General features: G+C 57.2%; 15 protein-coding genes. 2 read left to right on the top strand and 13 right to left on the bottom strand.

From position 1 onward, the window contains the following. Positions 1-43: 43 nt before the first annotated feature. The gene (locus DXXMK7_RS04345; RefSeq protein WP_049842532.1) at positions 44-1,096 is read left to right on the top strand and encodes a hypothetical protein; all 1,053 of its coding nucleotides are present in this window, start codon (positions 44-46) and stop codon (positions 1,094-1,096) included. A gap of 122 nt (positions 1,097-1,218) precedes the next feature. Next, positions 1,219-1,746 (top strand): GTPase, encoded by a 528-nt coding sequence (locus DXXMK7_RS04340; protein ID WP_038918018.1) that lies wholly within the window; start codon positions 1,219-1,221, stop codon positions 1,744-1,746. A 173-nt stretch (positions 1,747-1,919) separates the two neighbouring features. On the opposite strand, the gene DXXMK7_RS04335 is transcribed toward DXXMK7_RS04340, so the two are convergent. The 13 genes from DXXMK7_RS04335 to DXXMK7_RS22790 all read right to left on the bottom strand — a co-directional run. Next, entirely contained in the window at positions 1,920-3,206 is a 1,287-nt protein-coding gene (locus DXXMK7_RS04335; RefSeq protein ID WP_038918016.1) for an efflux RND transporter periplasmic adaptor subunit, read from the bottom strand. After that, the gene (locus DXXMK7_RS04330) at positions 3,199-4,665 is read right to left on the bottom strand and encodes a TolC family protein (protein ID WP_038918015.1); all 1,467 of its coding nucleotides are present in this window, start codon (positions 4,663-4,665) and stop codon (positions 3,199-3,201) included. The genes DXXMK7_RS04335 and DXXMK7_RS04330 overlap by 8 nt, the downstream gene beginning before the upstream one ends. After that, positions 4,658-5,944, bottom strand: coding sequence for an ABC transporter permease (locus DXXMK7_RS04325; protein ID WP_038918014.1), 1,287 nt, complete (start codon positions 5,942-5,944; stop codon positions 4,658-4,660). The genes DXXMK7_RS04330 and DXXMK7_RS04325 overlap by 8 nt, the downstream gene beginning before the upstream one ends. Before the next feature lie 202 nt (positions 5,945-6,146). Next, a complete protein-coding gene (locus DXXMK7_RS04320) occupies positions 6,147-6,554 on the bottom strand; it encodes a hypothetical protein (protein ID WP_038918013.1) in 408 nt (135 codons plus the stop codon). Positions 6,555-6,703: 149 nt separating this feature from the next. Beyond that, positions 6,704-7,429, bottom strand: coding sequence for an ABC transporter ATP-binding protein (locus tag DXXMK7_RS04315; RefSeq protein WP_049842531.1), 726 nt, complete (start codon positions 7,427-7,429; stop codon positions 6,704-6,706). 537 nt (positions 7,430-7,966) lie between these two features. After that, complete coding sequence (locus tag DXXMK7_RS04310) at positions 7,967-8,443, bottom strand: GyrI-like domain-containing protein (protein WP_038918012.1); 477 nt, start codon at positions 8,441-8,443, stop codon at positions 7,967-7,969. A 219-nt stretch (positions 8,444-8,662) separates the two neighbouring features. Continuing rightward, complete coding sequence (locus tag DXXMK7_RS04305) at positions 8,663-9,649, bottom strand: tripartite tricarboxylate transporter substrate binding protein (protein ID WP_038918011.1); 987 nt, start codon at positions 9,647-9,649, stop codon at positions 8,663-8,665. 50 nt (positions 9,650-9,699) lie between these two features. Beyond that, on the bottom strand, positions 9,700-10,686 hold the full coding sequence (locus DXXMK7_RS04300) for a tripartite tricarboxylate transporter substrate binding protein (protein WP_072093963.1): 987 nt from the start codon (positions 10,684-10,686) through the stop codon (positions 9,700-9,702). A gap of 31 nt (positions 10,687-10,717) precedes the next feature. Next, positions 10,718-12,799 (bottom strand): biotin/lipoyl-binding protein, encoded by a 2,082-nt coding sequence (locus tag DXXMK7_RS04295; protein WP_038918009.1) that lies wholly within the window; start codon positions 12,797-12,799, stop codon positions 10,718-10,720. A 2-nt stretch (positions 12,800-12,801) separates the two neighbouring features. After that, positions 12,802-14,166, bottom strand: coding sequence for an efflux RND transporter periplasmic adaptor subunit (locus DXXMK7_RS04290; RefSeq protein WP_049842530.1), 1,365 nt, complete (start codon positions 14,164-14,166; stop codon positions 12,802-12,804). After that, positions 14,159-15,100, bottom strand: a complete 942-nt coding sequence (locus DXXMK7_RS04285) for an efflux RND transporter periplasmic adaptor subunit (RefSeq protein ID WP_049842529.1) — start codon at positions 15,098-15,100, stop codon at positions 14,159-14,161. The genes DXXMK7_RS04290 and DXXMK7_RS04285 overlap by 8 nt, the downstream gene beginning before the upstream one ends. Further along, complete coding sequence (locus DXXMK7_RS04280) at positions 15,097-16,623, bottom strand: TolC family protein (RefSeq protein WP_071605158.1); 1,527 nt, start codon at positions 16,621-16,623, stop codon at positions 15,097-15,099. Before DXXMK7_RS04280 ends, DXXMK7_RS04285 begins: the two co-directional genes overlap by 4 nt. A gap of 12 nt (positions 16,624-16,635) precedes the next feature. After that, positions 16,636-17,696, bottom strand: a 1,061-nt coding sequence (locus DXXMK7_RS22790) for a cadherin-like domain-containing protein (RefSeq protein ID WP_193745937.1), incomplete at its 5' end; no start/stop codon positions are given.

The raw sequence follows: 17,696 nt of genomic DNA, 5'->3' as shown, positions 1-17,696 counted from the left end.
CTTTTCAAAAGGGCGAGATCACACCATCCCGCAAGGAGATCCCATGACGTTTAGCGCGCAAGCCTGCAATGCCCAAATCGACCACTCACAATGCGCTATGGCGCTATTGCACTCCTCCTGTCAGGCATTGATTGAAGCGGAAATCCAATCGGTCAATGCGTCCTGGTATTCGCAGCTCGACCAGGATCTGGGTAATGCCCAGCAATTGGTCGTGTCCTGGCGTCGCAGCGGCACCCTGTATTTCCAGAGCGACATCCTGAACGCCATCGCTACCTGTGGTAACGCCATCACCGCCGCGCAGGGGCCTCTCACCCGGCTATTCCAGCAACTGGAAACGCAATTTTCTCCCGCGCTGCGGGAACAGACCGTGAACCAGTTACAGGCGCTGTCCCCACCGCTACAGGCCATGTTGGGCCAGATGGACAGCTACATCTCGACATTAAAGGGGTTTGAAGATCAGATGGTGAGCGCCGAACAAACCATGCAGCAGACAATCGCGCAGGTTCAGGCACAAGAGACCAGCATTAGCCTCACGATTGACGCTATCAATACGCAGATCAGCAACCTTCGCACTCAAATCGGGAAAGACCGACAAACAATCGCTAATGCACAGGCGGCAGAGCACCAGAACATTCTCGAAACGATATTTGGCATTCTTCTGGCGCCGATTACTGGAGGGCTCTCCCTCATTCTGGCCGGCATTGGCGTCGCCTCTCTCGTTGAAGCCAAAAGCCAGATAGCCGATATGCAGAGCCAAATCAGCCAGTACCAGCAAAAAATCATCCAGCAGCAAGACGGCCTGAGCAACGACCAGCGCACGGTGGCCTGCCTCAAGGGGCTAACGCTAAGCAGCGGCTACGTCATCAGCGACATTGATACCATTAACCAAACGCTGGATAACCTGCGCACTACCTGGAATCTCTATCAGGGTGAAATGGACGCCATCATTCAGCACCTGAACCAGGCTACGGATAGCAGCGTCGCCGTCCTCGCTAACGCCTGGTTCCAGAGCGCTTGCGCAGAGTGGCGACTGATTCAGTCCCATGTCACGACAATCAGCAATGCGCAGACAACGACACAGTTTGTGACCGTGTGATTGAAATATAAAAAAATAATAATTTTCCTTATACCATAGGGGGAATGAGACATTCGCTGTGGCGGCGGCGCCCGGCCGTGCGCTCACCTGGATACCAGACCCGGCGCTGTAGGGAGAAGACGATGAAGCTTTCAGATTTAGGAGACAGAATTTGCATTATGGGGCCGTCGAACAGCGGCAAATCTACCCTTGCTAATGCGATTTCGCAGAAACGTAATCTGGAAGTGATCCATCTGGACCAACTTTTTCATGTCCCCCATTCAAACTGGCAAGAACGCCCTCTGAATGAGTTTATGTTATTGCATGAGCTGGCAATAAATAAGGAAAGCTGGGTCATCGATGGCAATTACAAAAGATGCCTGCCGCAGCGTTTGTCCCGCGCCACGGGACTGATTCTGCTGGATGTCTCTACGCTGTCGAGCTTGCTGCGTTATGTAAACCGGACGCTATTTCAATATAAGCGCTATGGTGGTCTGGAAGGGGGGCAAGACCGGCTTAACTGGAAAATGTTCCATCATATTGCTGCCGTCACGCCTAAAAACCGAAAACACTATGCTGAACTCTTTGACACGTTGACCATACCAAAAATCAAACTGACCTCGATTAACGACATTAATAAACAGTTTGATGAATGGGAGCTCACGAGATAGCCATCTCAATCATCAGCCATATTGGCCCGTCATAACAGTCCACCATAAATAATCCGCCATAAATAATCCGCCATAATCCCCCGTCATTGATAAGCGTCGTTTTCAATACGTGGATATCGCGACCGGCCCGGCCTGTAAGCTGCTTTCATCCGGACGTGATGCATCAATCGGCTTCATTCAGCAGCGCCGCTGCTGTTCGTGATTTCGACGTACCCTGGTCCGTCAGGCAGACCCTTCACTTCCACGCCTTGCGGCACCGCCACGCCCGGCACCACCGCACGTTGCTGCGGCACGCTGTCGGCATCCTGACGGAAGAGAACATAGCTGTTGCCGGCCTCGTCCGTGTGCAATGCCTCGACGGGAACGGCGATGCCGTGCTCATTACGATACGTGACCACCGACAGCCGGGCGCTCATCCCCAGCCGCAGACGCTGGCGCTGTTCCGCCGGCGGAGTAGCAAGAGTAACCAGCACATCGTAGCGGGCGCTGGCGGCGGCCATGTCGCCAGCGCGCCCTTCAATACCGATGGTCTGGATATGGCCGTTCAGCGTCAGCCCGGCAAAACCGTCGCCGCTGATCTCCACCGCCATCCCTTCGTGCAACTGATGCAGGTCGGCCTCTTCGAGACTGGCTACGACCTGTAGGCGATCAGGATTGATCAGCCCGAACAGCGGCATCCCCTGATTGGCCCGCATCCCCGGCTGCAATGGCTGGCGTTTATCGGTTTCCGGCGCGGCGGGGCGCACCAGTACGCCCGCAAACGGCGCACGCACCACCTGCTGCGCCTGCATCGCCATCAGCGTTTGATGGCGCGACTGAGCGTTAGCCAGTTCCATCTCGGCGATCTGACGGTTTTCGCCACGCCCCCGGTCCAGCGCCGCCTGCAATTCCTCCTGCGCGGCGGACAGATCGAGCCGTTGCGCCTGAGCCTGTTGAGCCAGCGCATCGACTTCCATTCTGGCGACGATGCCGCGCTCAAACAGGGTGCGGGTATCTTTCAGGTTGGCCTCGGTGTTCGTCAGGCTGATACGCGCGTTATTCAGGGTACGTCGCGCCCGCGCCACATCCTGACCTTGTTCCCAGTGCTGCATGTCCTGCACTGTGCGCTGCGCTTTTAGCAAGTCGGCCAGCGCCTGACGCAGTTGGATATCCAGCAGGCCGGTATCCAGCGTCAGCAACGGCTGGCCTGCTTCCACCCGTTGCCCTTCATTGACCAGCACGTCTTTGATCATGCCGTCAAACGGCGCGGAGAGCGTCAACGTGGCGGCGGCCTGAATCCGCCCGGTCAACCCCAGACGGTTTTCCAGCACCTGCGGTTCAACGCGTATCCATTGCGTCTGCGGCATGGCGCTGGTCGCTGGCGGCCAGAACGTCCAGATCGTCGCCGCTACGCCCAGCGCGAGGGCGACCATCAGCGCCAGGCGCAGCGGGCGTTGCCGGTATCGTGAAAGATTAATCATTGAGTGAGATATCCCAGCTTTGCAACGTCGTACCCAGCGTTTGATCCAGATCGGCCTGGGTGTTGAGATAGGTAATCAGGGCGCTGAGCCGGGCGTTTTCGGCGTTACGCAGATCGGTTTCAAAACTCAGCACCTGAAAGTTGCTGGAGCGCCCGGCGGTGAGTTTTTCCCGTTCGATATCCAGCTTGCGACGCGAAAGATCCCGCGCGCGCTGGGCTATCTCAAACTGGCGCCAGCGGGTGCCGATATCGCGCACGGCGTTGGTGACGTCGCGCTCCAGTTGCTGGCGGCTTTCGGCGAGCTGAATGCGTTGATTCTGCACGTTAACCCGCGCCTGCACCTCCGCCTGCTGCTGACTCATATCGCCGATGGGAATGTCCACCTGCACGCCGACATAGTTCTCCCAGTTGCGCGACCCGCCCACCGCGCTGTTGCGATCGCGCAGCTGGCTGGTTCCCCCTACCAGCGACACATCCCACAGGCGGTCATTGCGCGCCACCGCCAGACTAATGTCGGCCTGTTTATCGACGATCAGTTGCGTAAGATAGGCGGGTTGCAGCGCCTCGGCCTGAGACAACGCGGCGGCGGGGCTGACGTCGACGCGGCTGGCCTGCAACCGCTCGGTCGCGCGGACAGGCGTGCGCAAATCCAGCGCCAGCAGTTGCAGCAGCGCCAGGCGGCTAACGTCAAGCTGATTGATCGCTTCTTCACGGGACAGCTCCTGAGTCGCGACATCCGCTTCCGTCTGGATGATTTCGAATTCGGCCATGCGCCCGGCGGCGATCAGAGAGCGGTTGACCTCCAGCAACTGGCGTGAACGCGCCAGCGCTTCATCGGCGATGTTCAATTGCTCCTGCGCCTGCAGCAATGCCCGATAGGCCATGATGACTTGGGTGATAGTCCGGGCGACGGTGGCCTTCAGCGTCAGCCGGTTGATCTGCTCGGACAGCTTTGCCAGCCGCACCGGCGCGGTGGCGATCTCTTTACCTGCACCGCGCAGCAACGGCTGGATAACCGTGATCGTGGCGCCGTCATTGCGGGTACGACCGGCTTCATCCGCCAGCGTGGAGCGGTGCGTCCAGGCCAGACTCACGCGGGTGCCATAAGGCGTCAGCAGCGTGGTGGTAGGCGCGATTTCGCCCTGACGGTAGCGGTCATCCTGATTGCGCGCCGCCAGATAGCTGCCGCTCAACACCAGCTTGGGAGTAAAGCGGTCTTCGGCCACCAGCAGGTCGAATTTCTGAGCGACGCGATCCAGATAGGCGCTACGAATGGCGCGGTTATCGCGCAAGCCAAGATAGATAGCGTCGCTTAGCGTCAGATCGATAATCTGCGCGTTGGAAGACAAGGTGCTGCTGCCCGCACGGGTCGCCTGAGAAGGCAGCAGGCGGTCGGTCAGCGCGGCGGACGCATCCAGCCCAACCAGCAGCAACAGGACGAGGGCAACCGTTCTAATCATCACGCAGCGCCTTTACCGGCTCCAGCCGGGCCGCCGTCAGGGCGGGATGCAGACCAAAGAACACCCCGACCGCCAGCGAACTGATCATGCCCAAAGGCAGCGACAGCGGGGACAAAGCAAAAGTCCAGCCGGACATGTTCACAAACAACCAGGCGGCAAGCAGGCCGACAATCGCTCCGGCCAGCGCACCGACGATCGCCAACGCCGCCGCCTCCAGCAGAAACAGGCGGCCAATATCTTTTGGGCGGGCGCCCAGCGCCATACGCACACCGATTTCGCGTCGCCGTCCGGCAACGTTCATCACCATAACGTTCATCACGCCCACGCCTCCCATCAGCAGCGACACGCCACCCAATCCGGCGAGCAGCCAGGTAAAGGTGCGCGACTGCCGCGCCATACCTTCCAGCAGTTGCTGCGAGAGTTGCACCGACACCTCGCGTCCCGGCGCCAATGCCATCATGTAATCACGCAGTGCCGCAGCCTCTTGCGGCAACGTTTCACTACGGCGGCTGCGCGCCACCACGCTGCTGATTTCAGGAGAGGAGAGAAGACGGTGCATGCCTTCGATAGGCAGGATGATAGCCTCGTCCACCGGCACCGGAAGCAACGGGTTTTGCCCCTGCTCTTGTAAAATCCCTACTACCTCAAACAGATAACCGCCAAGCTGTATTCGGCTGCCAAGCGTCGCCGGCGTACCGGCTTCGCCCAGTTCGACCGCCGTTTTCGCGCCAAGCACGGCGTAGGTGCTCTGGCGATCGTAACGGGTCAGGAAGCGGCCATGTGCGACCCGCAACGCCAGCACCTGCGCCAGTTCGGCGCCGGCGCCGGCCACGATGGCATTAAATTGACGTCGGTGCAGGCGGGCAGTGGTCGAAGTGAGAATAAGCGGCGCGGCGTACCGGATTCCAGGCAAGGCGCGGGTTAGCGCGTCGATATCCAGCGTGGCGGGCACGCGGCGCTGGCTGGTCTGCGCCGCGTCGGCAAAGCCGGCGACCAGCATATCGCTGCCCATATCGCGAAAGGCGCGGAGGGCATCCGCCGCCGCGTTGTGGCCGATGTTCAGCAGCGCTACCACCGCAGCGCACCCCACCGTGATGCCCAGCAACGCCAGCACCGCCCGTCGCCCTAACTGGCGCAGGCTATCCAACGGTTCGGTCAGCATGTAATGCAGAGAAACGCCGTAGGGAGAACGGGCGACATCAGGTAAGGCCGCGTGCCGTTCTTCCGGCTGTTTCGCGGAATGTATCCCTTTGGCGTAGTCCCCGTCGCGTTTTAACACAAATACCGAGCCTTTATCGCATCAGGAAACGGTCTTTTCCGTCACCACGCGAGAGGCAGCAACCAGACGAGGAAACCGCCCGGCCCATTGTCTCTGCGCCGTCACGGATAAAATTTGAATGTTCACGCTATCCTCCCTGATTCGTGCTGTTAACTGACCCACACCTTTGTGGCAGAAACGGCGTGGGTCATTTCCCTGTCAATTAGTTATTGAGAGGGGATTTATAATTTCCGGTCCAGTTAAGGGCGTTACCGCTGGTATTGCTATTGAAGACAACCAGTTTGTAAGTACCGCCGGTGCTGCCCATCTGATAGGAAACATTGCGGCCTTCACTGACGCTACGCCAGCTTCCACCCACCTGCTGATACAGCTTGAGCGTCAACGACAGAGAAACGGAAGAGGAACCAAAATTCGGCGTTAAAGACGCCATCAGGTATGCCGAGCAGTTGTACGTTTTGGAATAGATCTGCACTTCGGTTTGAGGATTAACCGAGCCCGATACCGGAACGGTCACACGGGTCGGGCCGCAACTTGCCGCGTTCGCCTGAGAGGCGGCGCCCAGAGCCAGCGCACTAACAACTAACAATTTTTTTAATGATTTAAGGTGCATGGAAACCTCCCTTGGTTTCGTTTTACGCTGTCATAAAAAAGACAGCATCCTTTATAAAATAAGGCAATAAGTCAGAAACTTTGCCGCTAGTCAATATCGACTCATCCGACCAAACCTTTACAAATAAATTAGTAACCATATAAAAATATTTAACTATTGATATATTCCTGAACGCGGCCATCGCTCACCTGAATACGACGCTGCATCTGCCGGGCGATGGATTCGTCATGCGTGACCATCACCAGCGTCACCCCTTGTTCCCGGTTCAGCGCCAGCAATAACGACAGAATATCGCCGGCGGTCTGGCTATCGAGATTGCCGGTGGGTTCATCGGCCAGCAACAGTGACGGCTCGCCAGTGAGGGCGCGGGCGATGGCGACGCGCTGTCGCTGGCCGCCGGACAGATCCGCCGGGCGGTAATGGAGGCGCTCGGCCAGCCCAACCCGCTCCAGTTGACGCCTGGCCGCCTGATGGGCATCACGGCGGGAATAACCGCGATAGAGCAGCGGCAGCGCCGCGTTATCCAGCACGCTAAGACGCGGCAGCAGATTAAAGCTCTGAAAAACGAACCCGATAGTCTGGTTGCGTATTCTGGCGCGTTCATCGGCCGAAGCCTGCGCCATGTCACAGCCGTTCAACCACAGTCGCCCCGATGAAGGTTTATCGAGCAGCCCGATAATGTTCAACAGCGTGCTTTTTCCTGAGCCGGAAGCGCCAACGATGGCGCAACTCTGCCCTGCGTCAACCGACAGGGAAACATTATGCAGAACCGGGTGCGACGCTAACGCGGAGGGATAAGCGTGGCTAACCTGTTCCAGCTGTATCAGACCGGGGGCCGATGTTCCCGGTGGCGTGTCGAACCGGCCTTCCTGCATGACTCCATCCTTTGGTGATGCCCGTTATTACCGCCTGCCCGGCGCCGCCGGATACCGGGCAAGGCAACATCGCTTGCTCATTCGGGGCCAGATCATTCGCAATATTCAGACAGCGAATCATACACGAAACATAAAAAATGCATGACTAAACCATCATAATTGCCGGTAAAAAATGACGACACGGCACACGCCTCACTGACCGTCACATCGCTGGAGAATATGCCGCATGATTCCTGAATACGTTGTCTGTTATTCCCGCGACGGGGCGTGATGTCATCGCGGTAAGGCCATCAACCGGTATGCCGAGCAGGCAACAGCGATGGCATCAAGCCACCGGAAGCGCTCGATAGGGTCGTTCAAAGTGGGAGGGTTCCAGCTGCGGCGCGCAAGTGCGTACCACGCCGTCAGCTATTTCCAGACGCATACCGGAACGGGAAAACCTGAGGGTATCGCGGTTTGATCGCCGCCGGCGCTGGAGCCGGAGCATATTACGTCCGGCTTTATGGCATCCTTGCCATCAGCGAAGACGCGCAATCTTCATTGTTGGTCGTCGTCATTCGGGTCGACCGACTGCCAGATTTCAATTTCCCAGTTTCCATTGCTGCCATCGCATAAATACCGTTCAAAGCATACGCCTCTGGCCGGCCTATACCCATTCTGGGCAATCAGGTCATATAGCTCGCCCCAGGCTTTGGCGAATTCACCGTTGCTGACAATGGTATGCAAGACCGCGAACAATCCCTCTGGAATCGTTTCCTCGCGGACACCCAGCGTATTCTCGCCTATCGCTGTTTCAGCCGGCAGCACCAGCGCCACATCCGCCCGCAGCTGATCTTGTTCCGTTTCTGATGGATCGTCCCAGTAAAACGCCAGCGTTTCCGTCCAGGGCAATTGCTGCTCCTGCGCCCACGCAATCAGTTTCTGAAATCCATCGGGCACCGATTGATGATAAGGCCCGATAACGCGCAGGCAATGCACCTTTTTAGGCTGTGCCACGTCAAAACGCAGTGTCATATTTCCCCCTCATTGCTCGATTAACATTACTGTATATAAACACAGCATCATTAATCACACAACAAAAGCAGGGCTATTTGATAAACGTTTTTGACATTACCGAACCGCGCCGAAAGATGATTTTTTCATAAATAGCGCGACGTGCGGTCATTACGGGGACGATAGCCCGGCGCGAACGCGGCTCACACTACGGGGACGATAGCCCGGCGCGAACGCGGCTCACACTTTGCTCACCCGATACGTCTCAATCAGGTCGGCGTAATACGCCTGCTCCTGTTGAATTCGCTGCCGGATTTTATCGGGATTGTCGTACACCGGCTTCAGGTAATATTTTCGCAGCATTTCCAGATAGTCGTAGCTCACGATGGTGCGTTGCATCGCGTCCGCCAGCGGACGATAAACACTGTCCGGCATAGTGGCGGGTGCGAACCAGCCGTACCAGCCATTAATATTCATCGACGGAATCCCCTGCTCGCGGCAGGTCGGCACGTCATCCACCCCCGGCTGACGCAAACGGCTGGTAGAAGCGATCGCCCGCAGCTTGCCATTCTTATACAGATCGAGCGAGTTACCGGAAATCAGAAACGCCGCCGCCAGATGCCCGTTCAGCAAATCATCCACAATCATGGAAGTGCCATAGTAGGATTGCGGTTGCAGCGCCACGTTCTTTTCGCGCCCGAGCACCAGCTGCGCCATGTGGCCGGGAGAGCCGAACTGGGCAAAGCCGATATTGCTGAACTCCGGGTTGTTTTCCACCCAGCGCACATAATCGTCCAGGCTTTTTACCCTGGCGTCCACTATCGGCCCCAGCGTCAGCAGCAAGGTATACTCGCCGGTTATCGCCAGCGGCTTGAAATCGGTCAGAGGATTGTAGGGCAAGTGGTTGTAGATAGACGGGAAAATAATCAGCTGCGGCGATTGCGCCATCAGCAGCACGCTGCCATCGCCGGGCGATTTTTTCGTCGACATCACCGCCCTGATGCTGTTTTCACCGGGTTCGTTATACAGCCGATAACGCCGTGCACGATATTGAGATTCCAGCAATACCGACACTTCGCTCGCCACCTTGCTGCCCAACCCGGTCTGAGCATAACCAAACATCACCACGCCCTCCTGCGGCGCGGCGGCCTGAGGTCCACGCGAATACAGCGCGGGGAATAGCAGCGAAGAGCAGCCCGCCAGGAATGTTCGCCGGGTCATAGCCATATGTTCGTCTCCCAATCGATTTGCGGATGTTCCATCAAGGCAGCCTCACCTCAGATCCGGCTGATGTGATAACTGTCAACCAACTCGCGGTAGTACTCCTGCTCATCGCGAATACGCTCCCGAATCCTGTCGGGCGACGACGACGCTACCGGCTTCAGAGAATAACGTTCCAGTACAGAGGCATAATGTTCATGCTGAATGCGCTGTTGTAACGCCTCGGCCAGCGGCGCGTAGACGCGGTCGGGCATTGAGGCCGGCGCAAACCAGCCGTACCAGCCGCTAATCGCCATTTCCGGCACGCCCTGTTCCTTGCAGGTCGGAATGTTTTCCCAGCCGGGATGACGTTCAGTGCTGGTAATGGCAACCGCGCGCAGGCGACCGCTTCGAAACGCGCTGGAGGCATTCCCCGAAATCACCAGCCCGGCGGAGAGGTAGCCATTCAGTAAATCCTCGATCATCATCGAAGAACCAAAGTAGGCCACCGGCTGGATCGCCACTTCTTTCTGGCGCGACAGAATCGCCTGCGCGATATGGCCGGTCGAGCCGAACTGGGTAAAACCGACATTACGGTATTCCGGGTTCCTCTCTACCCAACGCAGGTAGTCATCCAACGTTTTGACCCGGGGATCCACCAGCTTGCCGACGGTCAGGAACAAGGTGTATTCCCCCATGATCGCCAGCGGCTCGAAATCCGTGAGCGGGTCATACGGCAAACTGCGATAGATCACCGGCAGCAGATTCATCTGCGGCGACTGGGCCTGCAACAGCGTGCGGCCATCGGGGGCAGCGCGTTTAACCGTCGAAACGGCGCGCAGGCTGTTTCCGCTGGGGATATTGACCAGCTTGTAAAGGTTCTGCTGATAAGATTGCGCCAGCGACGCCGCAGTATCGACCGCCAGTGAGCTGCCGATCCCGGTTTTGCCGTACCCGAAGATCAATTCGCCGGATGGCGCGGTTTCCGCGGCTCCCGCTCCCAACCAGGGCGCCACCATACAGGCGGAGGCGCCTGCCAGAAATGCACGTCGAGTCAATGTCATGTCACCCTCCCGCGTTACTGGTTAACTTCGGTTACTGGTTAAGCTCTGAAATAATCAAACGCCACAAACGTTTTCCCGACTGACTGGCCAGGCTCTCCGGCGCCAGCCGTAACACCACTACGCCCTGCGACGCCTGCTGATTGCGCAGGCTGGCGTCGCTAAACAGAAACTGAATGCGGTGCATCGCCACCACCGGCACCGCATCCCCTTTATCATTTTTCAGCGACGCGATCGGCCCGCCATACAGGACGCTCAGGGATTTCGGCGTGATAAATTCGGAGCTGTTCGGATCCAACTGTTCAACCTTGACCGGCAGGGACGGCATCGACAGGTTATTCGGGATAAATTTGCCCGTCAGGTCGGGCGACAGGCGGGAAACAAAGGTTTCATCCACATAGCCGATGATGTCCTGCTTGTCGCCTTCCAGAATCCGACCGATGACCTGATCCGGCGAAAACCACTGCCCCGGCTGCAGATTGGCGATCAAATCCACCACCACGCCATCGACAGGCGAACGCCAGACCAGCTGCGCCAGTTGATTATCCAACCCGGCCAACGTTTCTTCCGCTTCCTGCAACTTCTGCCGCAGCGTCACGGTTTCCAGTTTTTCCGCCTCGGAACTGCTGATGCGGTTGAGCCGGAATTGCATCAGGTCATGCTCCATCATCGCCTGCTCGCGCTGAAAGGTGAGCTCCGGCGAGGAAAAACGCAGCAGCACCTGCCCCTGCCGCACCCGGTCGCCATTACCGATAGCGACCGTCTCCAGCCGCGCTTTATCCGGCGCGTGAATCAGGGTTTGCCCCTGGATATTCACCATGACGGGGATATTGACGGTGCGGGGAAGAGGGCAAAAAAAGGCGATAATCGCCACGAACGGCAGCAATGTCAGCACCAGTTTACGTCTCCAGGTTATTTTCTCCCGGTGTCGAACCATATCTCTCCCCATCAGCAAAAGCGGCTGCAGCACATAGTGATAAAGGATGTAAGCGAATATCAGTATCCCGATGAGCGGAATGAAAAACCGGTAAGCCAGGTAACCGATGCCCAGAATCAGAAACATTTGATACGCCAGCACCATCAGGCCATACAGCGCCATCAGCTTGGGGCGCAGGCCGCCGACCGGCTCCGGCTTGTCCAGCACCGGCCCCAATACCCATCGGTGCCAGTAATAATTGAGCAGCGAGCGCGAGCGCGGCTGCAGGTTTTCCACCCCGGTCAGGTCGTTTAAAAAGTAGTAACCGTCAAAACGGGAAAACGGATTAAGGTTGATAGCCAGCGTCGTCACCCAACTGGTGGTCGCCAGCACAAAGCAGATGGAACGCAGCGTGCCCGGCGGCAGCAACGCCCATCCCGCGGTAGCCAGACCGGCGATCAGCGTTTCGGCCCCCACGCCGCCCAGCGCAATCCACATACGGCGACGCGGCTGGACAACCCGCGCCGCGTCGGTCAGATCGGTGTAAAACATCGGAAAGATAACAAACAGGGAAATGCCCATTTTCCCTACCCGACATCCCTGACGATACGCCACAAAGGCATGCCCCATTTCGTGAAACCACTTCAAAAACAGGATCGCCACGCCAAACCCCAGCACGCCCTGCAGCGAATAGAAATCCCGAAAAGTGGCGAGGTAGCTGTCCCACTGTCTGGCCGTCAGATACAACCCGGCCAGCGTGACTACCAGCCAGAGCGTCAACAGCGCTCGGGTAAGCCAGCGAAGATGATGTCCGGCCACCAGGTTCAGCAGCGGCATCGGATCCCATAGCGGCAGTTGCCGGACGCTGGGTTTGCGCAGCAATAGCGCCTTGGGCTTTTCCTCCACCGATTCCGCGTAGTCCTGCGCCATCAGCAGATGCTGCTGGCGCAGAAACAGCGTCAGCGAACCGAACTGTTCAATATTGAAACGCAGCCCGCGTGAATCCAGCAGCGGTTTCAGTTGACCGATGGTGCGGCAGCCGGGCCGGGAAATCAGCATCACATCACTTTCCGGCAACTGGAAGAAACGATGCTGCCAGGGATCGTAAATGCGCCAGCTCATCTCTCCATCGCTGCCGGGGCTGGATTCCAGTTGCAGTTCCTGACGTAAACGGGGCAGCGCCGTGCTGTCGTCAACCATATTCAGATCCCCAGAAACTGTCTGGCCGACGCAATCGGACGGCGCAACAGCTGAAACCACAGCGGCACGTCTTCCGTGTAGATGCGCGCGGTTCCCCGGGCGCCGATACGCGGGTAGACGTCGTCGCTATCCGCTTCGGCCAGCAGCGTATAACTGCTGACGCCCTCCGGCGTGATCTGCGGGGTATAACTGAACGTGGTCAGCGTGGCGTTATAGGATTTCAACGGCGAACTGTCGAGAAAGATGCGGATCCGGTCGCCGACTTTAAGGTGGATGCTGTCATTGACCGGCAGCGCAATCTGATACTGGATCTTTTGCGGATCCGCCACCTGCATGATCTCCTCGCCCACCCGCACGGTTTTGCCTTCCCAGTCGCGCTTATTGGTATAGATGGCGATGCCGGATTGCGGTGCGACGGCTTTGGTGCGCTGGTAAATGTCCGTCATGTACTGATAGCGCCCCCTCGCCAGCAGGTATTCGGTACTGGCGACCGCCATCTCCTGACGGAATTTTTCATCCTCAAACGCCGAGGCGTTGACCTGGCCGCTGTGCGCTTCCGCGACCGCCAGTTCCTGCCCGGCCAGCACCATTTCGTTGTAGGGTTTCAGATCTTCGAACTGCACCAGCGACGTTCCGGACGCCACCTGACTGTTGGGCGCGACCAGAATCTGACGTACCACGCCATCGATCGGCGCGGTCAGGCGGTAGGGATCGCGGGCGATCACCTCCACCGGCGCCACCACGCTGAGCGGCACCGGAATAAACCCGCCCGCTGCCAGAATAGCCGGCACCAGCCACAGACAGTGACGCAGCAGCCGCGTTCCCTGCGACAGCCGCGGCTCGCGCCGCAACGCCAGCCACGCATGGGTATACGTTTCGGAAAGACGCAGCGCCAGCGACTGCTCGGCTTCATTAAAGTCCTGCTCGCTGCGCAGGTAGAGCACCCCGGCTTCCGGCTGCTCTCGATAGCCGAGCGGCAACCAGAGCCCATGTTGCAGCGGATAGTTTTTCAGTTCGACTGCCGTCGCCTGCTGCAGATTCATGACCCGGCAGTCCTCCAGCGCCTGGCCTTTTTTATTGAGAAACCGCTCCAGCGCCAGCAGCAACGGCGCTTTGCGTTCCACGCCCTTTACGTCCGATACCTGCACCACGCGCAATTTGCCGGAGAACTGATTACGCTGCCAGACAATCGCCTGCTCATAGGGCAACAGCTGCCGCACCGCATTGGCGATATGCGCTTTCATGAGCCGTTCGTCCGCCAGCTTTCTGATCGCGGCTTCAAACTGCAGCAGTTTCAGGGCGGGCAGCGCCAGTTGCCCCAACGGCGCAGCGTTGTTATTGCTTTGTGCGGGGATCGTATTATTCATGACCGTCCCCCTGTGGTTTTAAGACATTCGATTGTTTTAAGACATCCGATTGTTTTAAGACATCCGATTGTTTTAAGACATTCGGCTGTTTTAAGACATCAGACTGTTTTAAGACGGCCGACTGTTTGAAAATGACCGAGCCGCTCATACCGGGCCCAAACACCTGGTGGTTCAATGCGTCGGCATCGAGCTGGCCGATAATTTTTACCGTCTTGCTCACCGCGTCGATTTGCGGCAACACCTGAGTGACATGGCCCTGATAAGCCGACTGGGTTTCATCCACCATAAACTGGAGCGGAATGTCGGTTTTCAACCAGTTCAGCCACGAAGACGGCACAATCACGTTCAGCTCCAGCGCGCTCGGGTCCACAATGGTCATCAACGGCTGGCTAACCGACACCGCTTCATACGGCGAGACTTTCAGTTCCTGCACCACGCCGGCGAAAGGCGCGCGAATTTCGCAATAACTGATTTGAATCGCCAGCCCGCGCGCTTTGGCGACCGCCTGATTGTATTCCGCCTGCGAGGTGAGCAAATCATAACGCCCCACCGACTGGAATTTATCCAGCTCGATATTGGTATCCCAGGCGTTCTTTTTTACCTTCACTTCTTCATTGGCCGCGTCCGCCTCGGCACGAGGACGCGCACAATTAAACCCGACCAGCAGGTCGCCTTTTTTAAACGCCATTCCTTCGCGAAACGGAATTTGCAATACCTGGGCGCCCAGTTCCGAAGAGAGCGTGGCCCGATTTATCGCCCGCAAAATACCATGCGCCTGATAAACACCATTCTCTTCAGCAAAAGCCCGGTTACCCGATAATACCGCGCGGGAGTTCCCTTTCATTACCGTCCCATTATTTTCCGGCCCGGCGCCGTGGGCGGAAAACGACAGGGCGGCAATCACCAAAATAATAACGAGTCGACAGTTTTTCATGGATTTTCCCGCCTTGATACTTCCGGTAAGGTGGTAATTTCTTCCGTCCAATAAAACTGGAGTTTTTTCGCAATACTGGAGACGGAATCCTTTTCAGTAATTTCAGAATCAAAATTATCGATACCCATTGAGGCATACAGATTGGCGTAGGCATTCTGTAAATCGGCGTAGGCGGTGTCGTAACGCACCTCGTCCAGAATGGTTTTCATCTCAACCTGTACCAGATCCATCTGGCTGATGATTTTTCCCTGAAAACCAGCACGGGTCAGTTCTAATATATTGTCCTGAACCTCATGACTCTGACGCACCGTATTTAACTCCTGAGAAAGACGGATAAAACGCGCCCTGGCGACATAGATTTGCGTAAGAATAGCCATTATCAGCGCATCCTCACGCGCCTGAATCACTTTCGCTTCGGCCTGCACCACCTTATGCTGCATCGGATAACTGAAGACATTCATCAGATTCCAGCTGACCGTGCCGGAGAGATTCGTCCATTCATTGTTATAGAGATATTTATTGGTGTCGTAATTCATGCCCAATAACGTTTTAAATGAAGGCAAATTGCGAACCCACTGTTTCGTCAATTCATTATCATTGATCCGTTTTCGATAACTGGATTCACGCAATTCAGAGCGGTATTTCAATCCAATCAATATCATCTGCTCCGCCGAACCGGGTAATTCCGGCACGACGGCGGTCCGGTCCGGCAGAACCAATTTGAACGGTGTTTCGGGTTTCAGGTTAATCAGCGCCGCCAGCTGCTTTTTGGCAAAAAACAATTCACGCTGCATGCGCTGCACATTAGCCTGAATCTCCAGCAGATCATGCTGATAGTTCAGCACCTTTAGCGGCGACACGTTGCGCCGTTTCGCCAGTTGTTCGGACTGGTACAAGGTTTTCTGCGCCAGCGCTTCCAGCTTGATCAGTTTTTCATGGGTACGGTCGGCGCTGACCGCCCGCCAGTAAGCCGTACGCACATCCTCCAGAATACGGCTGATGACCTTACGTCGCCGCTCCTGGGAGATATATTGCTCGTCCACATTCTGTTTGTTCTGAATATAGGACAGGCCGAAATCCAGAATATCCCAACTGGCCGCTAACTGAGCGGTATAGGTACGCCGTTCCGAAGATGTCGAAGATTGCAACGACTGGCTGCCGTCGATCAATGAGCGGCTGCTGGAGCCGGAGTCATTGTTGCGCTGACTGCCGCCCACCGACGCCACCACCGACGGAAACATGCCAAGCCTTCCCAGCTCGCTGAGTTTGCTTTTGTATTCCTCATCCATCAGTTCGATTTTCTGGTCGAGGTTGTATTTCAGCGCTCGCGCCATCGCTTCATACAACGAAATCGGCCCCGAAACCGCCTCATCACGGGACACGATCTCATTGATACGGTCATACGCACCCCAGGTTTGTTTATCGGTATCAATCGGTGGCGACGTCACCGCACACCCGGTAATCGTCACCACTCCCCAGACAGCAAAAGACGCCAAAACAGACTGTTTAATAAAATCAGGCATTGTGACATTCCATTAACTCAACGCACGGATAAGATCCCTCAATGCTTGCTGATCACGCATCGCAATGGTCTGCAATTGCTGCTCTACCGTGACAGCGGGTTCATCCTGCGCAGGTATTATCGTGTTATTGTTCTGTGCGGTTTCAGGCCCCATGGGTATGCCTTCACCGAGTGTTGCCGGATTGGTTACGGGCTGATTCTGTGCATCATTCAAAAACTCAAATGTCGTGGTCGGCTCAAAATCGCGGACAACCTGGTTAATACTCCCTTGCGACAAATCAAGTCCGCTGCTGGTGCCAAGCGACTTCACGCCAGCGATAGCCTGGTCGCCCGGCTGATTCCCGAGCAATGGCGCGCTGCCGCCCAATCCTTTGATCGCATTCACGGCGTCCAGCAATATGGGGTCATACTCTCTGGCTTCCATTTCCGCGCTCAGTCGTCCTGGCGTGAACGTGGGCGGCAAGCCGGCACTATCCGGCGGTGGCACATAGTTCATCTGCCCGGTCCCACCGCCTGCCGTATTGCCGTCCGTTCCCGGCAACGCGCTGACCACCACCGTCAGCGAGCCACGCACCGTACTACCCTGCGGGTCGCTGAGGGTGTAACTGACCACATCCGTCCCGCTGAAGCCGGGGTTGGGTATGTAGGTCATCATGCCGTCGGCGCTAACCAGCACCCTGCCGTTGGTAACCGATATCGAGGTGACCGTCAGCGGGTCGCCGTCCACATCACGGCTGTTATCCAGCACATTTACCGAGACCGGGGTATTCGCCGACGTGGTAAGCGTTGTCTCGCCGATCACTTCCGGCGCATCGTTCACCGCCGTCACCGTGATGGTCAGCGTGCCGGTCACCACCCCACCCACGCCGTCGCTGACGGTATAGGTCACCGTGTCGGTGCCGTTAAAGTTGGCGTTCGGGGTGTAGGTCAGGGTGCCGTCAGTGTTGATGACGACAGATCCATTGCCCGCCGTCGCGGCGGTCACCGTCAGCGGATTGCCGTCGACATCGCTGTCGTTCGCCAGCACATCGACGGTCACCGGGGTGTCTTCCGCGGTGGTGGCACTGTCGTTAC

Origin of the sequence: Dickeya sp. MK7, assembly GCF_000406305.1 — a bacterium.
Taxonomy (GTDB): domain Bacteria; phylum Pseudomonadota; class Gammaproteobacteria; order Enterobacterales; family Enterobacteriaceae; genus Dickeya; species Dickeya fangzhongdai.
Note: the sequence above shows the minus strand (reverse complement) of the source record. Positions and strands in the feature narration are given on the sequence as shown.

Excerpts from the sequence above, each read along its gene's own strand:
- DXXMK7_RS04295 (WP_038918009.1), bottom strand. The coding sequence starts at position 12,799 with ATGGTTGACGACAGCACGGCGCTGCCCCGTTTACGTCAGGAACTGCAA.
- DXXMK7_RS04285 (WP_049842529.1), bottom strand. The coding sequence starts at position 15,100 with ATGAAAAACTGTCGACTCGTTATTATTTTGGTGATTGCCGCCCTGTCG.
- DXXMK7_RS04315 (WP_049842531.1), bottom strand. The coding sequence starts at position 7,429 with ATGCAGGAAGGCCGGTTCGACACGCCACCGGGAACATCGGCCCCCGGT.
- DXXMK7_RS04310 (WP_038918012.1), bottom strand. The coding sequence starts at position 8,443 with ATGACACTGCGTTTTGACGTGGCACAGCCTAAAAAGGTGCATTGCCTG.
- DXXMK7_RS04330 (WP_038918015.1), bottom strand. The coding sequence starts at position 4,665 with ATGATTAGAACGGTTGCCCTCGTCCTGTTGCTGCTGGTTGGGCTGGAT.
- DXXMK7_RS04335 (WP_038918016.1), bottom strand. The coding sequence starts at position 3,206 with ATGATTAATCTTTCACGATACCGGCAACGCCCGCTGCGCCTGGCGCTG.
- DXXMK7_RS04280 (WP_071605158.1), bottom strand. The coding sequence starts at position 16,623 with ATGCCTGATTTTATTAAACAGTCTGTTTTGGCGTCTTTTGCTGTCTGG.
- DXXMK7_RS04290 (WP_049842530.1), bottom strand. The coding sequence starts at position 14,166 with ATGAATAATACGATCCCCGCACAAAGCAATAACAACGCTGCGCCGTTG.
- DXXMK7_RS04345 (WP_049842532.1), top strand. The coding sequence starts at position 44 with ATGACGTTTAGCGCGCAAGCCTGCAATGCCCAAATCGACCACTCACAA.
- DXXMK7_RS04305 (WP_038918011.1), bottom strand. The coding sequence starts at position 9,649 with ATGGCTATGACCCGGCGAACATTCCTGGCGGGCTGCTCTTCGCTGCTA.
- DXXMK7_RS04320 (WP_038918013.1), bottom strand. The coding sequence starts at position 6,554 with ATGCACCTTAAATCATTAAAAAAATTGTTAGTTGTTAGTGCGCTGGCT.
- DXXMK7_RS04340 (WP_038918018.1), top strand. The coding sequence starts at position 1,219 with ATGAAGCTTTCAGATTTAGGAGACAGAATTTGCATTATGGGGCCGTCG.
- DXXMK7_RS04300 (WP_072093963.1), bottom strand. The coding sequence starts at position 10,686 with ATGACATTGACTCGACGTGCATTTCTGGCAGGCGCCTCCGCCTGTATG.